The sequence below is a fragment of the Streptomyces sp. NPDC056628 genome, assembly GCF_042792555.1.
Lineage (GTDB): Bacteria > Actinomycetota > Actinomycetes > Streptomycetales > Streptomycetaceae > Streptomyces.
The window spans coordinates 41,600-65,925 of the sequence record NZ_JBHTWG010000016.1; the positions used below are offsets into that span (position 1 = coordinate 41,600).

24 protein-coding genes and 1 pseudogene are annotated in these 24,326 nt (G+C 72.5%); 14 read left to right on the plus strand and 11 right to left on the minus strand.

The features are described 5' to 3' along the window. Positions 1–139: 139 nt before the first annotated feature. The 5 genes from pheS (at position 140) to ACFRAC_RS20420 (ending at position 7,240) form a co-directional block, all read left to right on the plus strand. Positions 140–1,261: a phenylalanine--tRNA ligase subunit alpha gene (pheS, locus tag ACFRAC_RS20400; RefSeq protein WP_382925480.1), complete on the plus strand. Its 1,122-nt coding sequence runs from the start codon at positions 140–142 to the stop codon at positions 1,259–1,261. Further along, entirely contained in the window at positions 1,261–3,774 is a 2,514-nt protein-coding gene (gene pheT, locus ACFRAC_RS20405) for a phenylalanine--tRNA ligase subunit beta (RefSeq protein ID WP_382925481.1), read from the plus strand. The genes pheS and pheT overlap by 1 nt, the downstream gene beginning before the upstream one ends. Positions 3,775–3,949: 175 nt before the next feature. Further along, a complete protein-coding gene (locus ACFRAC_RS20410; protein ID WP_382925483.1) occupies positions 3,950–4,990 on the plus strand; it encodes a PP2C family protein-serine/threonine phosphatase in 1,041 nt (346 codons plus the stop codon). Positions 4,991–5,248: 258 nt separating this feature from the next. After that, the gene (locus tag ACFRAC_RS20415) at positions 5,249–6,589 is read left to right on the plus strand and encodes a transcriptional regulator (RefSeq protein WP_382925485.1); all 1,341 of its coding nucleotides are present in this window, start codon (positions 5,249–5,251) and stop codon (positions 6,587–6,589) included. Positions 6,590–6,664: 75 nt separating this feature from the next. Next, positions 6,665–7,240, plus strand: a complete 576-nt coding sequence (locus ACFRAC_RS20420) for an NUDIX hydrolase (protein WP_382925486.1) — start codon at positions 6,665–6,667, stop codon at positions 7,238–7,240. A gap of 71 nt (positions 7,241–7,311) precedes the next feature. Here the strand turns inward: ACFRAC_RS20420 and ACFRAC_RS20425 are convergent, their stop codons facing one another. Together ACFRAC_RS20425 and ACFRAC_RS20430 are read right to left on the minus strand one after the other, a co-directional pair. After that, positions 7,312–7,569, minus strand: a complete 258-nt coding sequence (locus ACFRAC_RS20425) for a hypothetical protein (RefSeq protein WP_382925487.1) — start codon at positions 7,567–7,569, stop codon at positions 7,312–7,314. A gap of 215 nt (positions 7,570–7,784) precedes the next feature. Further along, the gene (locus ACFRAC_RS20430) at positions 7,785–8,657 is read right to left on the minus strand and encodes a 3-hydroxybutyryl-CoA dehydrogenase (RefSeq protein WP_382925489.1); all 873 of its coding nucleotides are present in this window, start codon (positions 8,655–8,657) and stop codon (positions 7,785–7,787) included. Positions 8,658–8,857: 200 nt separating this feature from the next. Here ACFRAC_RS20430 and ACFRAC_RS20435 point away from each other — a divergent pair, with 200 nt between their 5' ends. Next, positions 8,858–10,120 carry a glycoside hydrolase family 10 protein gene (locus ACFRAC_RS20435; protein WP_382925491.1) on the plus strand — a complete coding sequence of 421 codons (1,263 nt, stop codon included), beginning with the start codon at positions 8,858–8,860 and terminating at the stop codon, positions 10,118–10,120. A gap of 46 nt (positions 10,121–10,166) precedes the next feature. Here the strand turns inward: ACFRAC_RS20435 and ACFRAC_RS20440 are convergent, their stop codons facing one another. After that, a complete protein-coding gene (locus ACFRAC_RS20440; protein ID WP_361340100.1) occupies positions 10,167–10,367 on the minus strand; it encodes a DUF1918 domain-containing protein in 201 nt (66 codons plus the stop codon). A gap of 95 nt (positions 10,368–10,462) precedes the next feature. Then, on the minus strand, positions 10,463–11,269 hold the full coding sequence (locus tag ACFRAC_RS20445; RefSeq protein ID WP_382925631.1) for a DMT family transporter: 807 nt from the start codon (positions 11,267–11,269) through the stop codon (positions 10,463–10,465). Between ACFRAC_RS20445 and ACFRAC_RS20450 the strand changes: the two genes are divergently transcribed. From ACFRAC_RS20450 to ACFRAC_RS20460, 3 genes are all read left to right on the plus strand, one after another. Then, a complete protein-coding gene (locus ACFRAC_RS20450; RefSeq protein ID WP_382925633.1) occupies positions 11,184–12,839 on the plus strand; it encodes a PLP-dependent aminotransferase family protein in 1,656 nt (551 codons plus the stop codon). The two genes, ACFRAC_RS20445 and ACFRAC_RS20450, sit on opposite strands and share 86 nt — an antisense overlap. A 73-nt stretch (positions 12,840–12,912) precedes the next feature. Then, the gene (locus ACFRAC_RS20455) at positions 12,913–13,347 is read left to right on the plus strand and encodes a GNAT family N-acetyltransferase (protein ID WP_382925493.1); all 435 of its coding nucleotides are present in this window, start codon (positions 12,913–12,915) and stop codon (positions 13,345–13,347) included. A gap of 142 nt (positions 13,348–13,489) precedes the next feature. Beyond that, complete coding sequence (locus ACFRAC_RS20460; protein ID WP_361340110.1) at positions 13,490–14,083, plus strand: histidine phosphatase family protein; 594 nt, start codon at positions 13,490–13,492, stop codon at positions 14,081–14,083. On the opposite strand, the gene ACFRAC_RS20465 is transcribed toward ACFRAC_RS20460, so the two are convergent. Beyond that, positions 14,065–14,508 carry a DUF6314 family protein gene (locus tag ACFRAC_RS20465; RefSeq protein ID WP_382925494.1) on the minus strand — a complete coding sequence of 148 codons (444 nt, stop codon included), beginning with the start codon at positions 14,506–14,508 and terminating at the stop codon, positions 14,065–14,067. The genes ACFRAC_RS20460 and ACFRAC_RS20465 overlap by 19 nt on opposite strands. Before the next feature lie 243 nt (positions 14,509–14,751). On the opposite strand from ACFRAC_RS20465, the gene argC reads away from it, so the two are divergent. Genes argC through ACFRAC_RS20490 form a run of 5 tightly spaced genes read left to right on the plus strand, consistent with a single transcriptional unit; the run spans position 14,752 to position 19,591 of the window. Then, complete coding sequence (argC, locus tag ACFRAC_RS20470; RefSeq protein ID WP_382925496.1) at positions 14,752–15,780, plus strand: N-acetyl-gamma-glutamyl-phosphate reductase; 1,029 nt, start codon at positions 14,752–14,754, stop codon at positions 15,778–15,780. After that, positions 15,777–16,928 (plus strand): bifunctional glutamate N-acetyltransferase/amino-acid acetyltransferase ArgJ, encoded by a 1,152-nt coding sequence (gene argJ / locus ACFRAC_RS20475; protein ID WP_382925498.1) that lies wholly within the window; start codon positions 15,777–15,779, stop codon positions 16,926–16,928. The genes argC and argJ overlap by 4 nt, the downstream gene beginning before the upstream one ends. After that, positions 16,925–17,845, plus strand: coding sequence for an acetylglutamate kinase (gene argB, locus ACFRAC_RS20480; protein ID WP_382925500.1), 921 nt, complete (start codon positions 16,925–16,927; stop codon positions 17,843–17,845). Before argJ ends, argB begins: the two co-directional genes overlap by 4 nt. Next, positions 17,842–19,038 carry an acetylornithine transaminase gene (locus ACFRAC_RS20485; protein ID WP_382925502.1) on the plus strand — a complete coding sequence of 399 codons (1,197 nt, stop codon included), beginning with the start codon at positions 17,842–17,844 and terminating at the stop codon, positions 19,036–19,038. Before argB ends, ACFRAC_RS20485 begins: the two co-directional genes overlap by 4 nt. A gap of 7 nt (positions 19,039–19,045) precedes the next feature. After that, positions 19,046–19,591 (plus strand): arginine repressor, encoded by a 546-nt coding sequence (locus ACFRAC_RS20490; protein WP_382925504.1) that lies wholly within the window; start codon positions 19,046–19,048, stop codon positions 19,589–19,591. Positions 19,592–19,617: 26 nt separating this feature from the next. On the opposite strand, the gene ACFRAC_RS20495 is transcribed toward ACFRAC_RS20490, so the two are convergent. The 6 genes and pseudogenes from ACFRAC_RS20495 to ACFRAC_RS20520 all read right to left on the minus strand — a co-directional run. Further along, positions 19,618–20,358: an FAD:protein FMN transferase gene (locus ACFRAC_RS20495; RefSeq protein WP_382925505.1), complete on the minus strand. Its 741-nt coding sequence runs from the start codon at positions 20,356–20,358 to the stop codon at positions 19,618–19,620. Positions 20,359–20,413: 55 nt separating this feature from the next. Further along, complete coding sequence (locus ACFRAC_RS20500) at positions 20,414–21,202, minus strand: FMN-binding protein (RefSeq protein WP_382925507.1); 789 nt, start codon at positions 21,200–21,202, stop codon at positions 20,414–20,416. Between the two features lie 46 nt (positions 21,203–21,248). Beyond that, the gene (locus ACFRAC_RS20505; RefSeq protein ID WP_382925509.1) at positions 21,249–22,631 is read right to left on the minus strand and encodes a ferric reductase-like transmembrane domain-containing protein; all 1,383 of its coding nucleotides are present in this window, start codon (positions 22,629–22,631) and stop codon (positions 21,249–21,251) included. A gap of 89 nt (positions 22,632–22,720) precedes the next feature. Then, complete coding sequence (locus ACFRAC_RS20510; protein WP_382925512.1) at positions 22,721–23,419, minus strand: L,D-transpeptidase; 699 nt, start codon at positions 23,417–23,419, stop codon at positions 22,721–22,723. 3 nt (positions 23,420–23,422) lie between these two features. Further along, the gene (locus ACFRAC_RS20515; protein ID WP_382925513.1) at positions 23,423–24,010 is read right to left on the minus strand and encodes a pyridoxamine 5'-phosphate oxidase family protein; all 588 of its coding nucleotides are present in this window, start codon (positions 24,008–24,010) and stop codon (positions 23,423–23,425) included. Between the two features lie 117 nt (positions 24,011–24,127). Continuing rightward, a pseudogene (locus ACFRAC_RS20520) lies at positions 24,128–24,326 on the minus strand (hypothetical protein); the annotation flags it as partial.

Here is a 24,326-nt window from a genome sequence, read left to right on the forward strand (position 1 = left end):
GACCGGGCCCACGGGCGCATTCGCTCACCTCAACCCCGTTAGACTCGGCCTTTGGCACCTTTGTGTCCCCATGACCGAGACGAGATGTCCGCGAGTCGGAACGGGGCCATCCGCCAGCCAACCGGAAGCACGGGAAGAGATGTCGGCACCGAACAAGTCGTACGACCCTGTCGAGGTCGAGGCACTGAAACCAGAAGAGATCGAGCGCATGCGGGACGAGGCGCTCGCCGCCTTCGCCGCCGCGGACTCCCTCGACGCGCTCCAGGAGGCCAAGACCGCCCACGCCGGCGGCGCCTCCCCGCTGGCCCTCGCCAACCGCGAGATCGGCGCCCTGCCCCCGCACGCCAAGGCCGACGCCGGCAAGCGCGTGGGCCAAGCCCGCGGCGCCGTGAACAAGGCCCTCGCCACCCGCCAGGCCGAGCTGGAGGCCGAGCGCGACCAGCGCGTGCTGGTCGAGGAGGCCGTGGACGTCACGCTGCCTTTCGACCGCGTGCCGCCCGGCGCCCGCCACCCGCTCACCACCCTGTCGGAGCGCATCGAGGACATCTTCGTGGCCATGGGCTACGAGGTCGCCGAGGGCCCGGAGGTCGAGGCGGAGTGGTTCAACTTCGACGCCCTGAACATCGGCCCGGACCACCCGGCCCGCGGCGAGGCCGACACGTTCTTCGTGCAGGGCCCCGACGGCGGCGCGGACTCCGGCATGGTGCTGCGCACCCACACCTCGCCCGTGCAGATCCGCTCCCTGCTCGACCGCGAGCCGCCGGTGTACGTGATCTGCCCCGGCCGCGTGTACCGCACCGACGAGCTGGACGCCACGCACACCCCGGTCTTCCACCAGGTCGAGCTGCTCGCCGTGGACGAGGGCCTGACGATGTCGGACCTCAAGGGCACCCTGGACCACATGGTCCAGTCGCTGTTCGGCGAGGGCATGAAGACCCGGCTGCGGCCGAACTTCTTCCCCTTCACCGAGCCGAGCGCCGAGATGGACATGCTCTGCTACGTCTGCAAGGGCGCGTCCGTGGGCAACCCCGACCGGCCCTGCCGTACCTGTTCCTCCGAGGGCTGGATCGAGCTCGGCGGCTGCGGCATGGTCAACCCGCGGGTGCTCATCGCCTGCGGCGTCGACCCGGAGAGGTACAGCGGCTTCGCCTTCGGGTTCGGCATCGAGCGGATGCTGATGTTCCGCCACAACGTCGAGGACATGCGAGACATCGTCGAGGGTGACGTCCGGTTCACCCGACCGTTCGGGATGGAGATCTGATGCGGGTCCCGCTTTCTTGGCTGCGGGAGTACGTCGACCTGCCGGCCACCGAGACCGGCCGCGACGTGCAGGCCAAGCTCATTTCGGCCGGCCTGGAGGTCGAGACCGTCGAACAGCTCGGCGCCGACCTCAAGGGCCCGCTGGTCGTCGGCCAGGTGCTGACCATCGAGGAGCTGGAGGGCTTCAAGAAGCCGATCCGCTTCTGCACCGTCGACGTCGGCCAGGCCAACGGCACCGGTGAGCCCCAGGAGATCGTCTGCGGCGCCCGGAACTTCGCCGTCGGCGACAAGGTCGTCGTGGTCCTGCCCGGCGCCACGCTGCCCGGCGGTTTCTCCATCAGCGCCCGTGAGACCTACGGCAAGGTCTCGCACGGCATGATCTGCTCCAGCGACGAGCTGGGCATGGGCGACGACGGCTCCAAGGGCATCATCGTGCTGCCCCCGGAGACCGAGGTCGGCAAGGATGCCATCGAGCTGCTCGAACTGGTCGACGAGGTCCTGGACATCGCCGTCACCGCCAACCGCGGCGACTGCCTGTCCATCCGCGGCGTCGCCCGCGAGACCGCCATCGCCTACGGCCTGCCGCTGCGCGACCCGGCACTGCTCGACGTGCCCGGCCCGAACGCCTTCGGCTACCCGGTGCAGGTCTCGGACCCGCTCGGCTGCGACCGCTTCACCGCCCGCACCGTGAGCGGTCTGAGCCCCGAGGCGCGCTCGCCGATCTGGCTCCAGCGCCGGCTGCAGAAGGTCGGCATGCGCCCGATCTCGCTCGCCGTCGACATCACCAACTACGTGATGATGGAACTCGGCCAGCCGCTGCACGCCTACGACCGCAGCCGTGTCCGGGGCACCATCGGCGTGCGCCGGGCCGAGGAGGGCGAGACGCTCGTCACCCTCGACGGCGTGGAGCGCACGCTGCACTCCGAGGACCTGGTCATCACCGACGAGCGCGGCCCCATCGGCCTCGCCGGCGTGATGGGCGGCGCCAACACCGAGATCGCCGACCACGAGGACGTCGAGAACGCCACCTCGGACGTCGTGATCGAGGCCGCCCACTTCGACCAGGTGTCGATCGCGCGGACGGCCCGCCGGCACAAGCTGTCCTCCGAGGCGTCCCGCCGCTTCGAGCGCGGCGTCGACCCGGCCGCCGCCGCGGCGGCCGCGCAGCGCACCGTCGACCTGCTGGTGCTGCTCGCGGGCGGCACCGCCGAGGCCGGCGTCACCGAGATCGTCACGCCGTCGGCGCCGCACACCATCACGATGCCCGCCGACCACCCCGACAAGGTCGCGGGCGTCGAGTACGGCCGGGAGACCGTCGTGCGCCGGCTGCAGCAGATCGGCTGCGACGTGTACGGGCAGGACGAGCTGCTCGTCACCGTGCCGTCCTGGCGGCCGGACCTGCTGGAGCCGAACGACCTCGCCGAGGAGGTCATCCGGCTGGAGGGCTACGAGAACCTGCCCTCCACGCTGCCGAAGCCGCCGTCCGGCCGCGGTCTGACGGCCCGCCAGCGGCTGCACCGCCGGGTCGGCCGCGCGCTGGCCGGCGCCGGCTACGTCGAGACACCGAACTACCCGTTCGTCAGCGAGCAGGTCTTCGACCTGTTCGGCCTGGCCGCCGACGACCCGGACCGCCGTGCCGTCAAGCTGGTCAACCCGCTCAACGACGAGGAGCCCGCGCTGCGCACGTCGCTGCTGCCGGGTCTGCTCGCCGCGCTGCGGCGCAACGACGGACGCGGCATGCACGACCTCGCGCTGTTCGAGACCGGCCTGGTCTTCCATCCGCGCGACGGGCAGGCCGTCGCCGCGCATCTGCCCGTGGACCGGCGCCCGACCGACGAGGAACTGGCCGCGCTGGACGCCGTGCTGCCCGAGCAGCCACGGCACGTGGCCGCCGTCCTCGCCGGAGCCCGGGAGCAGGCCGGCTGGTGGGGCGCCGGGCGTCCCGCCGTGTGGGCCGACGCCGTCGAGGCCGCGCGGCTCGTCGCCCGTGAGGTGCGCGCCGCGCTGACGGTCCGCGCCGGACAGTACGGGCCGTGGCACCCGGGCCGCTGCGCCGTCCTGGCGATCACCGTGGACGGGGCGGAGCGGGTCATCGGTCACGCCGGTGAGCTGCACCCGCGGGTCCTGAAGGCACTGGGTCTGCCCGCGCGCACCTGCGCGATGGAGCTGAACCTGGACGCGCTGGAGCAGGTCGGCGACAACACGCCGCAGGCGCCGAGCATCTCGACGTTCCCCGTCGCCACGCAGGACGTCGCCCTCGTCGTCGACAAGACGGTCCCGGCCGCCGAGGTCGAGGCCGCGCTGCGCGAAGGAGCGGGTGAACTGCTGGAGGACATCCGGCTGTTCGACGTGTACGAGAACGAGGAGCAGCTCGGCGCAGGCAAGAAGTCGCTGGCGTACGCCCTGCGGTTCCGCGCGCGGGACCGGACGCTGACGGTCGACGAGGCGTCGGCCGCGCGGGACGCCGCGGTGGCCCTCGCGGGCGAGCGGACCGGAGCGGTGCTGCGGGGCTGACCCCCTGGGCGGCTCTCTTGCGTCGCAGGTGGGCGCCAAGGGGTCACCTCACCCGATGGGGTGACTTCCTTGGGCGATCTTGTCGTACCGGGGCATCTGCCGACAGAATCGGACCGGTCTTTCGAGGCCGGTCCGATTCTGCGTCGTCAGGACTTTTTCCTGGGGGGCCATCGGCATGTTCCGCATCAAGGCTCGGCTTCCCCGCACGGCGCCGGCCATCGGGCTGCCCGCGGCCTGGGGCGCCACGGTGCTCGCCTACGAACTGACCCGTCCGCTCGCACAGCGCGAGGGCCTGTGCGCCCGCGTCGTCTCCGGCGCCCTCCTCCTCGCCGTGGGCGCCGGCCTCCTCCTGCACACCCGGCGCACCCTGCTGCGGGAGCTGTGCCGGGCCCGGACGGTCGCCGGCGCCGCACAGAGCGTGCTGCTGCGGCCGCCGCCCGCCCGGGTCGCCGGGGTGCAGGTCGCCGCCGCCCAACTGTCCGCCGACCGGGGCGCCCGGGTCGGCGGCGACCTGTACGAGGTCGCCGCCACCGAGCACGGCGTACGCGTGCTCATCGGGGACGTCCGCGGTCACGGCATCGGCGCCCTGGGCACGGTGGCGGCGGTCCTCGGCAGCTTCCGCGAGGCCGCTCACGACGAGCCCGACCTCGGCGGGGTGCTGCGCAGACTCGACCGGGCCCTGGCCCGGCACCTGGGCGAGCGGGCTCACGACGAGCCCGTGGAGGACTTCGTCACCGCGCTGCTCCTGGAGATCCGCCCGGACGGCGAGCTCACCGCCCTCAACTGCGGGCACCCCTGGCCCTTTCTGCTGTGCGACGGGCGCGTGGAGCCTCTGGCGCGGGCCGACCCGCTCCCTCCCGTGGGCCCGTTCCCGCTCCCGGGCGACCTGGCGCCCGAGCGGTGCGGTGCGTTCCTGCCGGGCGACGTGCTCGTCCTGCACACGGACGGTGTCGAGGACGCCCGGGACGCCGCCGGCCGGTTCTTTCCGCTCCACGCGACCCTGGCCGGTCTGGCGGGCCGCCTCCCGGCCGCTCCCGAGACCACCCTGCGCCTCCTCTTCTCCGCACTCCTGCGGCACACGCGAGGCCGCCCGGCGGACGACGTGGCCCTCGTCGTCCTGCGCAACGACCGGGCACGCGTGACCTGCGGTCCCCTCGGGGCACGGGCCTACGACACGGGCGGCTCCGCCCCCGGCACGCGCCCGGCCGCCACCTGACCCGCCCGCCGTCGGCGGCGCCGTCCGCCCCGCCACGGAGTGTCGGGCAGGCAGCCGGGCGGACGGCGCGGAAGCGGGCCGCCGCACTGTATGAGGGGGAGCCGGCGGCCCGGCCGGCCTCTTGCGAGGCATTTCAGTCAACCGGCAGGAAACGCTCCGCGACAGCGCGCGCACCCTACGGATTCGCGCACTCCGTTCACACCCCGTGTGAACCGGTTCGCACTAGTCTGTCGGCACCGAGCCACCCGGGGGGCATCCATGCAGCCCAACACTCTGCTCGACGCGATCCTCGACGAGGCGGGGATCTCGCACGCGGGCCTGGCCGCACACGTGAACCAGGCGGGGCGGGCGCGCGGGCTCGCCCTGAGATACGAACACACCGCCGTCGCCCGGTGGTTGAAGGGGCAGCGGCCGCGCGGGCAGGTGCCGGACCTGATCTGCGAGGTGCTGGCCGGACGGCTGCACCGCACGGTCACCCTCGACGACATCGGGCTCGGCGTGCCGGGTGAGCAGTCGGCCGCGCACACCACCTCGCTGTCCGGCTTCGTCGAACGGGCCACCGCCCTGTGGCGCTCCGACGAGCAGCAGCGCCCGCACCTCCTGGGCGCCCCCGCGGTCACCGGCACGCCCGCCGTCATGCCGGTGTGGGAGTGGGAGAACCCGCCCGAGGACGTCGACGTCTCGCGCGGCGGCCGGCACCGGGTCACCGCCGCGGACATCGAGATGCTGCGGTCCGCGCGCGCCCACTACGAGCAGATGTACCGCAAGGCGGGCGGCATGGCGACGCGCACCAGGATCGTCGGCTTCCTCAACGCGGAGGCCGCCCCGCTGCTGCGGGGCAGCTACACCGACGCGACGGGCCGTCAGCTGCACCGCGCGACCGGCGGGTTGGTGGCCATCGCCGGGATCTGCGCGTACGACTCGGACGCCCACGGTCTGGCGCAGCGCTACTTCCATCAGGCGCTGCGGCTGGCGAAGGCCAGCGGGGACCGGGGACTCGGCGCCTATGTGATCGCGCTGCTCGTCAACCAGGCAGTGTTCATGCGGGAGTTCCGGCAGGCGGTCGCCTTCGCCGAGGCCGCGCTGCGGGCCGCCGGCAAGCACATCACCCCGGCACTCGCCTCCGATCTGTACGCGATGCAGGCGAAGGCGTACGCCCACCTCGGGGACGGTACGAGCGCCCTGTCCTGTATCCGGCGTGCCGAGCAGGCCGCCGAACGCATCCGGCGCGGCTACGAACCCGACGAGACGGGCTATGTCCAGCCCGGGCTCGTCAACGTCCAGGTGGCGGAGGCGCTGCTGAGTCTCGGGGAGGTCGCGGCCGCGCGCGAGCACGCCGCGGCGGCCGTGGACAACCCCGCGCACGACCGGGGCCGGGTGCACCGGCTGGCCATGCTCAGCACGATCGAACTGCGCCAGGGCAACGCGGACAACGCCGTGGCCATCGCCGTGCAGATGGCCGAACAGGCGCGCGGAATGGAGTCCCAGCGGCTGCGCGACAGACTCCGGGCGGTGCGCGAACACCTGGTGCGCAGCGGCTGCGCGGGGACCTCCGAGGCCGCGGCACTCATCGACGGGGCACTGCGCGTACCGCTCTAGACCTCCGCCCGCTCTCCGACAACTCTGAGTCGCTGCTGCGATATTGCCACTTACTCGACGGAAGGTGGCAGAACCGTGCAGTGGACGAAACAGAACGAACAAACTGTGTATGAAAACCGCTGGTTCACCGTCAACCTGGCAGACGTGGAGCTGCCCGACGGCCGGCACCTGGACCACTTCCTGATACGGCTGCGGCCGGTCGCCGTGGCCACCGTGGTCAATGAGGCCAACGAGGTCCTCCTGCTGTGGCGCCACCGCTTCATCACCGACAGCTGGGGGTGGGAGCTCGCGGCGGGCGTCGTCGAGGACGGTGAGGACATCGCCGGCGCGGCCGCCCGGGAGCTGGAGGAGGAGACGGGCTGGCGGCCGGGACCTCTGCACCACCTGATGAGCGTGGAGCCCTCCAACGGGCTCACCGACGCCCGGCACCACATCTACTGGGCCGAGGAGGGAGAGTACGTCGGGCATCCGGTGGACGACTTCGAGTCGGACCGCCGGGAGTGGGTCCCCCTCAAGCTCGTTCCCGACATGGTCGCCCGAGGGGAGGTCCCGGCCGCCAACATGGCGGCCGCGTTACTGCTCCTGCACCATCTCCGGCTGGGGCAGGACGTCCTGGGCCGGCGCGCGGGCCCGCACTGGCGTGCCACCTGAGAGGCGGCCGTAGGGGAGTCCGCAAAGTCCCACCCGCCGTCCGGCGTCCGGTGCGACTTCACGGACACGACCTAGTGCCCGAGGGCCTGCCAGATCGCCACGACCAGAGCGCCCACGGCGACGAGGGCGGCGACCGCGGGCAGCGGCCAGCGCGCGTGTTCCAGCGTCGTGATCCGGGAGTCGAGCTCGTCCAGCTCCTTGGCGCTCTCCTCGGTGCGGTGCGTCAGCAGAGTCAGCCCGCCCTCCACGCGGGCGTAGGCGACGTCGAGCCGGCGTCGTAACTCTGCGAGTTCCCCCTGAACGGCGGGATGCTCGGGATCGGCGGTCACGTGTCCGCTCCTTTCCGCAGTCGTCTTCCATCCCTGGCATGCGCAGCAAAGTGAACTCGCCTGGTGGGCGCGTGGGGAGCGTGTGCGAACGGCATATGCGGGCCCGGCGCGCACACCGGGTGCGAAACGCGCGGGCCCGGCACCTTTCCCGGTGCCGGGCCCGCGTGTCTGGCCGGAATCTGACGGTCGGTAATCAGCCGTAGGCGTGGAGATCGTCAGTTGTAGGCGTAGAAGCCCGAGCCGGTCTTCCGGCCGAGCCGGCCCGCGTCGACCATCCGCTGCAGCAGCGGGGGAGCGGCGTACAGCGGCTCCTTGTACTCGTCGTACATGCTCTGCGCCACGGACGCGACGGTGTCCAGGCCGATCAGGTCGGACAGCTTCAGCGGGCCCATCGGGTGGGCGCAGCCCATCTCCATGCCGTTGTCGATGTCCTCACGGCTGGCGATGCCCGTCTCGAACATCCGGATCGCGGAGAGCAGGTACGGGATGAGGAGGGCGTTCACGACGAAGCCCGAGCGGTCCTGGGCGCGGATGGCGTGCTTGCCGAGCAGCTTCTCGGCGAAGTTCTGGGCGCGGGCGATCGTGTCCTCGGAGGTGGTGAGCGCGGGGATCAGCTCGACCAGCTTCTGCACCGGCGCCGGGTTGAAGAAGTGGACGCCGATGACCCGGTCCGGACGCGAGGTGGCGACGGCGAGCCTCACCAGGGGGATCGAGGAGGTGTTGGAGGCGAGGATCGCGTCCGGCCGGGTCACGACCTGGTCGAGCACCTGGAAGATCTCCGTCTTCACCTGCTCGTTCTCGACGACGGCCTCGATCACCAGGTCGCGGTCGGCGAACTCGCCGAGGTCGGTGGTGAAGGACAGCCGCGCCACGGTCGCGTCCCGCTCCTCCTCGCTGATCTTGCCGCGCTCGGCGGCCTTGGCCAGGGAGTTGAGCAGCCGGGTGCGGCCGATCTCCAGGGCCTCGCCGGTGGTCTCGGCGACCTTCACGTCCAGCCCGGAGCGGGCGCAGACCTCGGCGATGCCCGCCCCCATCTGGCCGCAGCCCACGACACCGACGCGTGCAATATCTCCGGAGATGCCGGTCACATCGTCCCCTTCGCTGATCCACGACTGCGGCAGGTCCGCCGTTGTTCGGCGCCTGCTCCAAAAGGGCACGTTACCTTCGGCGCAGCTTGATCGATCGTTCGGGTGCCTCATGAAAGGCTGACGCCGGACCGATCCGGTTCATCCGGATCTGTCATGGAACGGGGGTCCTTGACCGCGTCACCACGGGAGGTACGAAGACGATGCTGCACCGGAAGTCACCGCTGTCACGACGGGCGTTCACCGTCACCGCCCTGTCGGCACTCGTGGCGCCGGGCGGTGCCCTGACGGCGGGGACCGCCGTGGCGGGCGGGACCGACCGTGACCGACGCCACGCGACCCGGGAGATGCGCGGGATGTGGCTGGCGACCGTGGCGAACCGCGACTGGCCCTCCCGGCAGGGCCTGAGCGCACGGCAGCAGCGCACCGAACTCCTCGCCCACCTGGACACGGCGGTGAAGCGCCGCCTCAACACGGTGATCTTCCAGGTGCGCCCCACCGCGGACGCCCTCTGGCCGTCGCCGCACGAGCCCTGGTCACAGGTCCTCACCGGCACCCAGGGCCGGGACCCCGGCTGGGACCCGCTGGGCACGGCCGTCACCGAGGCCCACAAGCGCGGACTGCAGCTGCACGCCTGGTTCAACCCGTACCGCGTCGCCAACCACGGCGACGTCGGCCGGCTCGTCGCCTCCCACCCCGCCCGGCGGCACCCCGACTGGGTGGTGCCGTACGGCGGCCGGCTCTACTACAACCCGGGGCTGCCGGAGGTCCGGGCCTTCGTGCAGCGGGCCATGCTCGACGCCGTCGAGCGGTACGCGGTCGACGCGGTCCACTTCGACGACTACTTCTACCCGTACCCGGTCGCCGGGCAGTCCTTCGACGACGACGACGCCTACGACACCCACGGCAGCGCCTTCCCGGTCCGGGCGGCGTGGCGGCGGGACAACATCAACCGGCTGATCCGGGAGATGGCCGCCGCCGTCAAACGGACCAGGCCCACCACCCAGTTCGGCGTGAGTCCGTTCGGGGTGTGGCGCAACGCCGCCACCGACTCCCGCGGCTCCGACACCCGCGCCGGTGTGCAGACGTACGACGACCTGCACGCGGACACCCGCACCTGGGTGCGCAAGGGCTGGATCGACTACATCTGCCCGCAGCTGTACTGGAACATCGGGCTGGCCGCCGCCGACTACGCCGAGCTGGTGCCGTGGTGGGCCGCGGTGGCGAAGGGGAGCAGGACGCGGCTCTACCTCGGGGAGGCGCTGTACAAGGCGGGCGACCCGGCGCAGCCCGCCGCCTGGCAGGATCCGGCGGAGCTGTCACGCCATCTGACCCTCGCCAAGAAGCACGCACAGGTGCGCGGCCATGTCTTCTTCGCCGCCAAGGACGTGGCGGCGGACCGGATCGGGGCTGTCGACCGCGTGGTCGCGGACCACTACGGGCAGCCCGTGCCACCCCCGGTGTGACCGGTCCGACCGGCCCGGCGGGTACGAACCGGGCCGGTGGACACGGTCAGTGGGACATCTCCTGGTGACGGTGACGGATCTCGGTGTCGGGTCCGGGGGAGCACAGCCCCTCGTGCCCGTCCTCGAAGCGGACGCGGTACGGAGGATTGCCCTTCTGGCCCAGGATCTCGACGATCTCGCCTATCTTGTCGTGTTGCCCGACCACCCTGCCGTGCTGGACAAGCTGGTCGCCCACGGTTGCGCGCATTGGTTGGGCCTCCTCAGCGGATGCGGGAGCAGCGGTCCGTGGCCTTGAGTCTACGGCGCCAGGCGGGAGCGGGAGGCGGGCCGGATCGCACCCGCTCAGCCACGCGCCCGCTGGGTCACGGCGATGCAGACGAGCACCGCCACGGCCGTGAGGGGGGCGGCCACCGTCAGGTGCTCGCCCAGCAGGAGCACCGACCACACCAGTGTGAGCAGGGGTTGGGCCAACTGCAACTGGCTGGCCTTCGGGATGCCGATGGCGGCCATGCCGCGGTACCAGACGACCAGCCCGAGGAACTGCGAGCCCGCCGCGACCCACAGCAGTCCGCTCACGCCGTGCCAGGTCCACCGCACGGGCTCGTGCGCCAGCGCCACCGCGGCGGCCGGCAGGCCCAGCGGCAGGCACAGCACCAGCGCCCAGCCGATCACCTGCCAGCCCGGCATGGCCCGGGCCAGCCGGCCGCCCTCGGTGTAGCCGGCCGCGCAGACCAGCAGCGCCGCGAACAGGTACAGGTCGGCGGTGGTCAGGGCGCCGCCGCTCTGCTGGACGGTGAAGGCGACCACGGCGGCGGCGCCCGCGAGCGCCGCCAGCCAGAAGGTGCGCGACGGCCGGGTGCCGACCCGCAGGGCGGAGAACAGGGCCGTCGTCAGCGGCAGCAGACCGACGACCACGGCGGCGTGCGCGGTGGTGGACGTCCGCAGCGCGAGCGTGGTGAGCAGCGGGAAGCCGAGGACCACGCCCGCCGCGACCACCGCCAGCCCGGCCCAGTGCCGGCGTGCGGGGAGCGGCACGCGCAGGGCCAGCAGACAGCCGCCCGCGATCAGGGCGGCCAGCACACTGCGCACGGCCACCAGCGACCACGGGCCGAACCCCTCCAGGCCCCAGGCCGTGGCGGGGAAGGTCAGGGAGAAGGCCGCGACCCCGAGGCCGGCCTGGAGCGTGCCGCGGACGACCGGGGTGGCCACGGCGTCCGGGTCGGTGTGGCTGCCGACTGCTATCAGGCTCGGCGCGATAGCGCTATTCTCGGTCCTCATGCAAGAGCGTAGCAGCGTGGGAGAGTTGGCGTATCAACTGCGTCGGGAATTGGACCGCTACTCTCCCGGTGGAAAGCTGCCGTCGAGCAGAGCCCTCGTGGAGCGCTTCCGGGTGAGCCCGGTGACCGTGTCCCGGGCCCTCGCCCAGTTGACCGCCGAAGGGCTCGTCGTCACCCGGCCCGGCGCCGGCGCCTTCCGCGCCGAGCGGCCCGCACCGGCCGCCGCCACCGGGGACACCTCCTGGCAGGAGGTGACGCTCAGCGCCGACAGCGCCACCGAACTCGTGCCGCGGTCGGTGGACGCCTCCGGGGTGCTGGTGTCGCTGGCCGCCCCGTCGGCCGGCGTGATCGAGTTCAACGGCGGCTATCTGCACCCCTCGCTGCAGCCCGAGCGCGCGATGGCCGCCGCACTGTCCCGCGCCGGTCGGCGGCCCGGCGCCTGGGGACGCCCTCCGATGGAGGGGCTGCCGGAGCTGCGCGAGTGGTTCGCGCGCGGCATCGGCGGCCCGGGCGGCCCCATCACGGCCGCCGAGGTGCTGATCACCGCGGGCGGCCAGTCCGCCCTGACGACGGCGCTGAAGGCGCTCGCGCCGCCCGGCGCCCCGGTCCTCGTCGAGTCGCCCACCTACCCGGGCATGCTGGCGATCGCCCGCGCCGCCGGACTCCGCCCGGTCCCGGTGCCGGTCGACGCGGACGGCGTCCGGCCCGCCCTGCTCGCGGACGCCTTCCGGGCCACCGGAGCCCGGGTGTTCGTGTGTCAGCCGCTGTTCCAGAACCCGACCGGCGCCCTGCTCGCACCGGAGCGGCGCGGCGAGGTGCTGCGCATCGCCCGCGAGGCCGGCGCCTTCGTCGTCGAGGACGACTTCGTACGGCGGCTGACGCACGCGGACGCGGGGCCGCTCCCGCGTCCGCTGGCCGCCGACGACCCCGACGGCGTCGTCGTCCACGTCTGCTCGCTGACCAAGGCGACCTCGCCGAGCTTCCGGGTGAGCGCGCTCGCCGCCCGGGGCCCGGTCCTGGAGCGGCTGCGCGCGATCCAGGTCGTCGACAGCTTCTTCGTGCCGCGGCCGCTGCAGGAGGCGGCGGTGGAACTGGTCGGTTCGCCCGCCTGGCCCCGGCACCTGCGGGCCGTCGCCGCCGAGCTGAAGGCACGCCGGGACACCATGACCGCCTCCCTCCGGCTGTCCCTGCCCGAACTCGCCCTCCCGCACATCCCCTCCGGCGGCTACCACCTCTGGCTGCGCCTGCCGGACGGCACCGACGAGGCGGGCCTGACCACCGCCGCCCTGCGCGCCGGAGTCGCCATCACACCGGGCCGCCCGTACTTCAGCGCCGAACCCCCGGCCCCGCACATCCGGTTGAGCTTCGCGGGCGTGGCGGGCGCGGGGGAGATCACGGAGGGCGTACGACGCCTGAGGGCCGCCTGCGACGAGGTGCTGTGACCGCCGGGGGCCGTCGATCCCACCTGGTGAAAAAGGCTCGACGGAGCCTCCCGGGCCCTGCGAATCTCGGCGCATGACCGACACCCCGCCCCTCGCCGAGGGCTACGAGATCTCCACCGACGCCGCACTCCTCGACCGCGAGCGGGTGCACCGCTGGCTGTCCACCGACGCCTACTGGGCGCTCGGGCGGGCCCGGGAGAAGCAGGAGGCGGCCATCGACGGGTCGCTGAACTTCGGGGTGTACGACACGGCGTCGGGGGAGCAGGCCGCGTACGCCCGGGTCGTCACCGACCACGCCACCTTCGCCTGGCTGTGCGACGTCTACGTCGACCCGTCGGTGCGCGGCAAGGGCATCGGGACGGCCCTCGTGGGGGCCGTGCGCGAGCACCTGCGCCCGTACGGGGTCCGGCGCATCCTGCTCGCCACGCACGACGCCCACGGCGTGTACGCGAAGCTCGGGTTCGCCGCGCTGGAGCGTCCGGACCGCTGGATGGCGCTCTACCTGTAGACGGTCCCGCACCGGGCGGCGCGGCCCTTTTTGCGAGGGTCCGCCCGCCTGATCCCGACCACGCAGTGAGGACGTGCCCACCGTCGGTGATATGGGAACGATCCCTCTTGACCTGGTCACCTTCCCGTCACACCATCACCGCATGTCGCTACGGGTCACGTTCGTCGCCGCCGCGCGCAGCTCGGCGCTGCTCGCCGAGCGCTTCCAGGACGACCGGCCGCTGGACCAGGCCGGCTGGGACGAGGTGCAACATGTCGCGCGCGACCTGCTGCCGCTGGCGGCAGCCGACCTGCGGTACTGCTCGCCCACCCCGCGCAGCCGCGCCACCGGCGACGCCCTCGGCTACGCCCCGCTGGTCCAACTGGCCCTGCGCGACTGCGACATGGGCCGCTGGCGCGGGCTCACGCTGGGCGAGGCGATGGCCCGGGAGCCCGACGCGGTGGACGCCTGGCTCGCCGACCCGCGCGGCACCCCGCACGGCGGCGAGTCGCTGATCGCCTTCATCTCCCGCGTCGGCGGCTGGCTCGACACGCGGCCCGTGGAGGACGGCGACCGGATCGTGGCGGTGGCCGAGCCGTCCGTGATCCGGGCCGCGCTGGTCTACGCCCTGAAGGCGCCGCCGTCGACGTACTGGAACATCGATGTCAGACCCCTGGCGGCCACCACGGTCATCGGGCACGCCGGCCGCTGGAATCTGCGTCTGGAGGGGACTTCGGCTCAGACCACGCGCGCGTAGTCCGTGGTGAGGACCAGGTCCTTGGCGGGGCCGCGCACCCGCCACACGGTCCGCCAGTGGTTCTCGTCCCGGACCGTGAAGTCGCCCCGGTAGAGGTCCGCCGAGCAGGGGTGGTCGGCGATGTGCCGGCCGCTGCGCAGGTCGAGATCGTGGAACGGGCGGCCGTCCGCGAACCGCACGTCCGCCGTGCCCGGCGCGGCACCGGGCAGGAACCGCAACGTGCGCTCCGCCGGCCGGGCCACCCCGCGCCAGACGAACTCACCGGACTCGTGGTGCAGCAGTCCGCCGCCCGCCAGCGGGCCGAAAACCGTCGTACCGGTGAAGGCGCCCTCGTCGCCGCTCGCGAGGTCGCGCACGGAACGCCCGACCCGCCAGTCGCCGGCCAGATAGGTCAGCACCTCCGGCACCGGCCAGAACTCGCCCATCCCTTCCCTCTCTCCCGGCGCTTCCGGGTCCGCGGGACCCGTCGACGCTCTTCGTTCCCCTCCTATCTTGCCGTTCGAATTTCTGATCGACGTACGTCATTTCGGACCGCTGGACCGCCGGACCGCTCGAACGTTTCCAGCGAACTCCGTGACCCTCCTCCGCCTGGCAGCCGCCCGCCGGTGCATGCGATTGCATAAAACTGCGGCGAAACGTATAGTCATGCCATCGAGGAGGAGGCATCCATGGCGGTACGTGCGGCAGTGGCCGGAGCGAGCGGATACGCGGGCGGGGAACTGCTGCGTCTGCTCCTCGCGCACCCCGAGGTCGAGATCGGCGTCCTGACCGGCAACAGCAACGCGGGACAGCGGCTCGGGGCACTCCAGCCGCATCTGCTGCCGCTCGCCGACCGGGTGCTGGCCGCGACCACGCCCGAGGCGCTGGCCGGGCACGACGTCGTCTTCCTCGCCCTGCCGCACGGGCAGTCCGCCGCCGTCGCCGAGCAGCTCGGCCCGGACGTGCTCGTGGTCGACATGGGTGCCGACTTCCGTCTGAAGGACGCCGGCGACTGGGAGCGGTTCTACGGCTCCCCGCACGCCGGGACCTGGCCGTACGGCCTGCCCGAGCTGCCCGGCGGCCGCGCCGCGCTGGAGGGCTCCCGGCGTATCGCGGTCCCCGGCTGCTACCCGACCGCCGTCTCCCTGGCCCTCTTCCCCGCCTACGAGGCCGGCCTCGCCGAACCGGAGGCCGTGATCGTCGCCGCCTCCGGCACGTCCGGCGCCGGCAAGGCGCCCAAGCCGCACCTGCTGGGCAGCGAGGTCATGGGCTCCATGACGCCGTACGGCGTCGGCGGCGGCCACCGGCACAGCCCCGAGATGATCCAGAACCTCAGCGCGGCAGCGGGGGAGCGGGTCACCGTCTCCTTCACGCCGACTCTCGCGCCGATGCCCCGCGGCATCCTCGCCACGTGCAGCGCCCGGGCCCGGGACGGCGTCGGCGCCGAGGTCGTGCGCGCCGCGTACGAGAAGGCGTTCGCGGACGAGCCCTTCGTCCACCTCCTCCCGGAGGGGCAGTGGCCCGCCACGGCGTCCGTCCACGGTTCGAACGCCGTTCAGGTGCAGGTCGCGTTCGACCCCGCCGCGCACCGCATCATCGCGATCAGCGCCATCGACAACCTGACCAAGGGCACGGCCGGCGGCGCCGTGCAGAGCATGAACATCGCGCTCGGGTTCCACGAGGAGACCGGGCTTTCCACGATCGGAGTCGCACCGTGAGCGTCACGGCAGCCAAGGGATTCACGGCGGCGGGCATCGCCGCCGGGATCAAGGAGAACGGCAACCCGGACCTGGCCCTCGTGGTCAACACCGGGCCCCGCCGCGCCGCCGCGGGCGTGTTCACCTCCAACCGCGTCAAGGCCGCACCCGTGCTGTGGTCCGAGCAGGTCCTCAGGAGCGGCCAGGTGTCGGCCGTCGTCCTCAACTCCGGCGGCGCCAACGCCTGCACCGGGCCCAAGGGCTTCCAGGACACCCACGCCACCGCCGAGAAGGCGGCCGAGGTGCTCGGCCGGGGCGCCATCGAGATCGCCGTGTGCTCGACCGGCCTGATCGGCGTCCTGCTGCCCATGGACAAGCTGCTGCCCGGCATCGGGACCGCCGCCGGGCAGCTCTCCGAGCACGGCGGCGAGAAGGCCGCCATCGCCATCAAGACCACCGACACCGTCCACAAGACGTCCGTCGTCACGAAGGACGGGTGGACCGTCGGCGGCATGGCCAAGGGCGCCGGCATGCTCGCCCCCGGCCTCGCCACCATGCTGGTCGTCCTCACCACGGACGCCGACCTCGACGACGCGACGCTGGACAAGGCCCTGCGGGCCGCCACCCGGGTCACCTTCGACCGGGTCGACTCCGACGGCTGCATGTCCACCAACGACACCGTCCTGCTGCTCTCCTCCGGCGCGTCCGGCGTCACCCCGGCCTACGACGAGTTCGCGGAGGCGGTCCGGCAGGTCTGCGACGACCTCGGCCAGCAGCTCATCCGCGACGCCGAGGGCGCCAGCAAGGACATCAAGATCGAGGTGATCAACGCCGCGACCGAGGACGACGCCGTCGAGGTGGGCCGCACCATCGCCCGCAACAACCTCCTCAAGTGCGCCGTGCACGGCGAGGACCCCAACTGGGGCCGGGTGCTGTCCGCGATCGGCACCACGAAGGCCGCCTTCGAGCCGGACCGGCTCAACGTCGCCATCAACGGCGTCTGGGTCTGCAAGAACGGCGGCGTCGGCGAGGACCGGGAGAAGGTCGACATGCGCTACCGCGAGGTCCACATCGTCGCCGACCTCGCGGCCGGCTCCGAGACCGCCACGATCTGGACCAACGACCTCACCGCGGACTACGTCCACGAGAACAGCGCCTACTCGTCATGAGCAATACGACGCGGAAGCACACCGCGCTCCCCAAGGCCCAGATCCTCATCGAGGCGCTGCCCTGGCTCGTCCGCCACAACGGCAAGACCGTCGTCATCAAGTTCGGCGGCAACGCCATGATCGACGAGGACCTGAAGGCCGCGTTCGCCCAGGACGTCGTGTTCCTGCACCACGCCGGGCTCAAGCCGGTCGTCGTGCACGGCGGCGGCCCGCAGATCAGCGCCGCCCTCGACAAGCACGGCATCGTCAGCGAGTTCAAGGCCGGCCTGCGCGTCACCACCGAGGACGCCATGGACGTCGTACGGATGGTGCTCGCCGGACAGGTGCAGCGCGAGCTGGTCAACCTGCTCAACCAGCACGGCCCGCTCGCCGTCGGTCTGACCGGCGAGGACGCGCACACCATCACCGCCACCAGGCACCAGCCCGAGATCGACGGAGAACTGATCGACATCGGGCGGGTGGGCGAGATCACCGAGATCGACACGGGCGCGATCGAGGCCCTGCTCGCCGACGGCCGCATCCCGGTCGTCTCCTCCATCGCCCGCAGTCAGGACGGAGGCGACCAAGGGCATGTCTACAACGTCAATGCTGATACGGCGGCTGCGGCACTCGCGGCTGCGCTGGGAGCGGAGACTCTCATGGTCCTCACGGACGTCGAGGGACTCTACGAGGACTGGCCCCACTCCGACGAGGTGATCAGCCGCCTCACCGCCTCCCAGCTGGAGAAACTGCTGCCCGAACTGAGCTCGGGCATGGTGCCGAAGATGGAGGGCTGCCTGCACGCCGTACGCAACGGTGTCACCACCGCCCGCGTCATCGACGGCCGGGTCCAGCACTCGATCCTGCTGGAGATCTTCACCGATGAGGGAATCGGCACGATGGTCGTGCCGGACGCGCCGGAGGGGGACGCGCAGTGACCGCCAACCAGGAGTACGCCCAGCGGTGGCAGGGCTCGCTCATGAACAACTACGGCACCCCGCGGCTCCCCCTGGTGCGCGGCGAGGGCCTGAAGGTCTGGGACGCCGAGGGCACGCAGTACCTCGACTTCGTCGGCGGCATCGCCACCAACGCGCTGGGCCACGCCCACCCGGCGATCGTCGAGGCCGTGAGCCGGCAGATCGCCTCCCTCGGCCACATCTCCAACTTCTTCATGGCCGAGCCGACCGTCGCCCTCGCCGAACGGCTCCTCCAGCTCTTCGGCCGGGACGGCAGGGTCTTCTTCTGCAACTCCGGCGCGGAGGCCAACGAGGCCGCGTTCAAACTGGGCCGGCTCACCGGACGCACCCACGTCGTCGCCACCGACGGCGGCTTCCACGGCCGCACCATGGGCGCCCTCGCGCTGACCGGCCAGCCCGGCAAGCGCGATCCCTTCCTGCCGCTGCCCGGCGACGTCACCCACGTCCCCTACGGCGACGCGCAGGCGCTGGCCGCGGCCGTCACCGAGGAGACGGCCCTCGTGATCATCGAGCCCGTCCAGGGTGAGAACGGCGTCGTCGTCCCGCCCCCCGGCTATCTGAAGGCGGCGCGGGCGATCACCGCCGCCACCGGTGCGCTGCTCGTCCTCGACGAGGTGCAGACCGGCATCGGCCGCACCGGGCACTGGTTCGCCTACCAGGCCCACGAGGGCGTCCTCCCGGACGTCGTCACCCTCGCCAAGCAGCTCGGCGGCGGACTGCCGCTCGGCGCCACGGTCGCCTTCGGACGGGCCGCGGACCTGCTCCAGCCCGGTCACCACGGCACGACCTTCGGCGGCAACCCGGTCGCCTGCGCCGCGGGCCTGGCCGTCCTGGACACCATCGCGGACGACGGGCTGCTGGAGAACGTCAAGCGGCAGAGCGAGAAACTGCGCGACGGCGTCGAGGCGCTCGGCCACCCGTCGGTCGGCCATGTCCGGGGCGCGGGGCTGCTCCTGGGTATCGTGCTCACCGGGCCGCTCGCCGCCAAGGTGCAGCAGGCGGCCCAGGACGCCGGTTTCCTGGTGAACGCGCCCGCCCCCGATGTCGTACGGCTGATGCCGCCGCTGAACCTGGGGGACGACGAAGTGGAGGCGCTTCTTCAGGGCCTGCCCGGCATCCTGGACGTGGCCGCAGGGGACGGATCCGGAGAATGAGACGACGATGAGCCAGGCACACGACCACGGGGCGAACGGGGCCGCCGGGCCCGCCGTGCCGCAGACCCGCACCGCACGTCACCGCCGGATCGTGGACATCCTCAACCGGCAGCCCGTGCGGTCGCAGAGCCAGCTGGCGAAACTGCTCGCCGACGACGGGCTGAACGTCACCCAGGCGACGCTCTCCCGCGACCTCGACGAGCTGAACGCGGTCAAGATCCGCAACAACGACGGCGACCTCATCTACGCGGTGCCCAGCGAGGGCGGCTTCCGCACGCCCCGCGCCCCGCTCGGGGAGTCCGCCAAGGAGGAGCGGATGCGGCGGCTCTCGCAGGAGCTGCTGATCTCCGCGGAGGCCTCGGCGAACCTCGTGGTCCTGCGCACCCCTCCGGGGGCCGCCCAGTTCCTGGCCTCGGCCATCGACCAGGCCGAACTGCACGACATCCTCGGCACGATCGCCGGCGACGACACCCTGATGCTGATCAGCCGGAACCCCACGGGAGGCCAGGCGCTCGCCGATCACCTGCTGAGGCTGGCCCAGAACGCCCACTGAGCGGCCGCGAGGGGGCGAGAGCCCCCTCAGCCCAGGCGGGCCGCCAGCCCTCCCGTGCACCGCACCTCGTCGCCCGCGGTGATCAGCAGCGCCTCCACGTCCGGCAGCGACTCCAGCCAGGCCAGGCCCTCCCGCGACCCCATCGCGAAGGCCGCCGTCGCCCAGCAGTCCGCCCAGGTCAGCCGGGGGGCGGTCACCGTCACGGCCACCAGGTCCGTGACCGCCGAGCGGCCCGTGCGCGGGTCGACGATATGGGCGCCGCGCTCGGCCGTGCCGGAGGTGGCCACCGCCAGCTCGTCCAGGCCGGCCGCGGAGATGACCGCGGCGAGCCCGCCGGGACGCAGCGGGTCGGCCACGCCCACCCGCCAGGGGCGCCGGGGACCCGGCAGACCGAGCAGCTGCACATCGCCGCCGCCGTTCACGCTCACGCCGGTCACCCCGGGGACCTCGGCGAGGGCCCGCGCCGCACGCTCGACCGACCAGCCCTTGACGATGCCGGTCGGGTCCACGCTCCCCGCGTACGACGTGCTGAACCAGCCGTCGCTCAACCGCTGCGCCTCGGCGCCGAGTTCGATCACCTCGGCCACCTCCGGGTCGCAGGCGCCGAGCGTCAGCTCCCCGCGCGCCAGCCGGGAGACCTGACTGTCCTCACGGTACGTGCTGAACACCTCGTCGACCCGGTGCAGCCCGGCGACCGCCACGTCCAGGGCCGACCGGACGGTGTCGGGATCCCCGCCGCGGACGTCGAAGGAGACGACCGTCCCCATGACCTCCTCCGCACGACGTACCGCGGCGGGAGCTGGTGTCGGTTCCACCACCGTGTCAGCCACCGGCCTGGTCCAGGGCCGACTGCAGGGACTCCTTGTACCCGGCGCTGGTGTAGGTCGCGCCGGACACGGCGTCGATGTCGGCGCTGCCGGCCGCCACGGCCGCCTGGTTGAGCTTCGGCACCGCGTTCGCGGTGATGTTGGTGCTCTGCCCGCCGCTCGGCGCCTGCACGGCCTCCGCCTTGATGATCTTCCCGCCGCTGACGGTGACGCGGACCTGGACCGGCCCGTACTGCGTCTGTGCCACGGCGCCGGTCGCGGTACGGGCCTGGGCGGCGCCGCCGCCCGAGCCCTGCCCGCCGGACTCCTGCGAGCCCGAGCCCCGCCCGGCGCCCGCGGCGGCGTTGGCCTTGTCGATCGCCGACTGGAGGGACTGCTTGTACCCGGCGCTGGTGTAGGTCGCGCCGGACACGGCGTCGACGTCGGCGCTCTGGGCCGCGACCGCCGCCTGGTTGAGCTTCGGCACCGCGTTCGCGGTGATCTGGTCGCTCTGGCCGCCCTTGGGGGCCTGGACGGCCTCCGCCTTCGTGATCTTGCCGTTGGCCACGGTCAGCCGGACCTGGACCGCGCCGTACTGGGTGCGCGCCGCGTCACCGGTGACCGTGCCCGACCCGGCGGCCTGGGCGCCGCCCTGCGGCGAGGCCGCGACCGGCGGCGCCGCGCCGCCGGCCGCCTGGGCAGACGCCGGGTCGGTCGCCGGCTTCAGCGACAGCAGCAGCACGATCCCCGACACGGTGGCCGCACCGGCCAGCACGAAACGCCGGATGGGGTGGCTCTTCCTCATGGCTTTCCACAGCTCCTGGAGTGGTGGTGGCTCGAAGTCCGGTCGCTCACATCTCGAACGACTCGTGGTGGATGCGGCGGGCGGGCACTCCGGCGCCGCGCAGCGCCTCGTACACGGACTGCGCGAACCCGGGCGGGCCGCAGAGGAAGACGTCGTGCGTGTCGATGTCCGGCAGTTTCTGCCGCAGCCGCTCCGCCGAGATGTCCGGACGCTCGCCGTCCGGGCTGTTGACCGCGTACATCAGCCGGGCACCGCGCTCGTCGGCGATGGCCGAGAGCTCGTCCCACAGCGCCAGGTCCTGGGTGCTGTTGGCCCGGTAGAGCAGGGTGATGTCGCCGGCGGCGCCCGGCAGCGTCTCGAACAGGGCCCGCATCGGCGTGATGCCGACGCCGCCGGCCACCAGCAGCACCTTGCCCCGGCTGCGGCGCTGGGCCGTCAGGGCGCCGTAGGGGCCCTCCGCCCACACCTTGGTGCCGGGCTCCAGATCCCGCAGCCGGGACGTGTGGTCGCCGATCGCCTTGACCGTGATCCGCAGCATGTCGGGGCGGGGCGCCGCCGACAGCGAGTACGGGTGGGAGCTGAAGCGCATGCCCGGCGCCTTGAACCGCCAGCGGAAGAAGTGCCCGGCCTCGGCGCCCATCCGGTGCAGCTTGCGTCCGCCGATCAGCACCGACACGATGCCGGGCGTCTCCTCGATGACGGCCTCGACGTACATCCGGTGCCGCAGGTTGAGGCGGATCGGGGTGATGACCCGGTACCAGAGCACCAGCGCGGTGACCGCGCCGTACAGGCCGTACCAGAAGGTCTTCGCGGTGGGCTCGACGGCGAACTCGTTGCCCGTGGTGATCTGGTGCCAGAACGTCAGGAACACCGCGGCGTACGTCAGCAGGTGCACGTGGTACCAGCTGTCGTAGGGGATGCGGCGCCGGATGCCGCCGATGGAGAGGAACGCGATGACGAACAGCAGTCCGGTGCCGATGGCCGCCTTGCCCATGTCGGGCAGCGTGTTGACGGAGTCGATGGTCTGCTGGACGACGTCGCCCAGGGTCCGGCCGCCCTGGAGGGCGTAGCCCCACATCGTCAGGAAGACGTGCGCGATGACCAGGCAGACCGTGTACCGGCCGCTCATGGCGTGCCAGCGGGCGACCCGGTCCGAGCCGACCCGCCGCTCCAGCGCGGGCACCCGGGCCATCTGCAGGACGACCAGCGCCATCAGATAGCCGGCGAGAAGACCGGTGATGCGTCCGGCGGCGAGGATCTTCGCGGTGTCGTCCGCGAGGGACGGCGTGTTGTCCCACCACAGCCACAGCACCGCCGCCGCGCCCGCCCACAGGGCGACGACCAGCGGGACGGCCGGGGAGCGGCGCGGACGGATGCGGCGCATCGTCTGGCGGCGGGCGGCACGGCCGCCTGCGAGCGTGGTGGTCACGGTTCCTCCGGGGACGGGAGCAAGGGGTTGACGTGGTCCCTTGGCCCAGAGATACGTGCGGGGAGGCCCGTGTGTTCAGCGGTTCCGGGTCAGTACCGGGTGATCGCGGTGGAGCCGGACGCGGTGCCGATCGCGATGTGCGGCTTGCGTCCGGGATCGGCCCACCCGAGGATCTTCTCCATCGCGTGCCGCGGCACCGACACACAACCCGCCGTCGCCCCTCGGCCGTTGACGTGGAGGAAGATCCCGGCGCCGCGCCCCCTCACCGGACGGGTGTAGTTGAAGCCGATGACGAGCGCGTGCGCGTAGCGGGAGCCGTAGGTGATCAGGTGCTCCGACTCGGCGGTCCGGCAGTCGCGCGCCAGCGGCTGGCTCCACCGGTTGTACACGCGCGAGTCGTTGTCCTGGCACCACCAGGAGTTCTTACGGACACGGCGGTAGCTGTACGCCGTCCCGGGCGGAGCGGCCTCGATGCCGAAGGCGTACGGGAGCCGGAACAGCCCGGTCGGCGTCGTGTTCGTGCCCTGCTTCCGCCGTGCCCCCGCGACCAGGCCCTTCGCCCCGAACCGCGCGGGCGCCGAACCCGCCCGCACCCAGCGGCCGCCGACGCGGTCCCACCAGGTCACCGTCCCCTTGGTGGAGCCGGTCCGCGGAGCGACGGCGGTGATCAGCTGGGTGCCGCCCCCGGTGTCGGCCATCCGGCCGGGCAGAGGGCCCGGCGCTCCGCCCGGCGCGGTGCCGAGTGCGAGGAGGGAGGCGGACACGAGGGCGAGGGCGGCATGGCGCATGCCTCAGACGCTAGAGGGCGGCAGCGGCAACGGCAGCCCGGGTAGGCCGTCCAGGCTGGTCGCGATGTACTCCTTCTTGGCGAAGTAGGCGCTGAGCGAGTCGTCGTCCTCCCGGGAGAAGCGCTTTCCGTGCAGGTCCCGGTCCTCGTCGTACGTCATCAGGGGGACGGCGTACCCGCAGGAGTCCCGGATGCGCTCGGCGTGGACGACGACGATGGCGCGCAGGCCGTGCGGGGCCGGGTCGATGGCGGGGAAGTGGCCGAGGAGCCCGGCGAAGCGCGGGTCGTCACGGAGGACGGCCTCGCCGCGGCCGTGCACGCGCACGATGTTGGGCGGCCCCTGGAACGCGCACCACATGAGGGTGATCCGGCCGTTCTCCCGCAGGTGCGCGACCGTCTCGGCGTTGGAGCCGGCGAAGTCCAGGTAGGCCAGCGTCAGTTCGTCGAGGATGGCGAAGGAGCCCTTGAGGCCCTTGGGGGAGAGGTTGACGGTGCCGTCGGCCGCGAGCGGCGCGGTGGCGGTGAAGAAGAGCGGCTGCTCCTCGATGAAGGTGCGGAGCCTGCCGTCGATGCGTTCATATGTTTTGCCCACGTCCACCGATTATGGGCCCTGGTCTTTCGGCTGTCTAAGGAATTCGCGTGCCGCCCCGGTGTCACCATGGCCGCCCCGGCCGGCGTGCCAACGGGGCGGCCACGGCTGCCTGTCACGTCACCGGGTGAGCGTGCAGGCGGCGAACGCCTCCAGCCCCACGGGCTTCGCTGCCGCGCGGCCGATGGCGGTCTCGATGCGGTCGAGGGTGGCGACGCGCTTGTCCTTGAGCGGGCCGAGGATGGCGTTCTGGACGAAGTCGGGGCCGCCCTGTCCGACGGAGTTCGCCAGGCGCTGGTCGGCCTCGGTGATCTGGGTC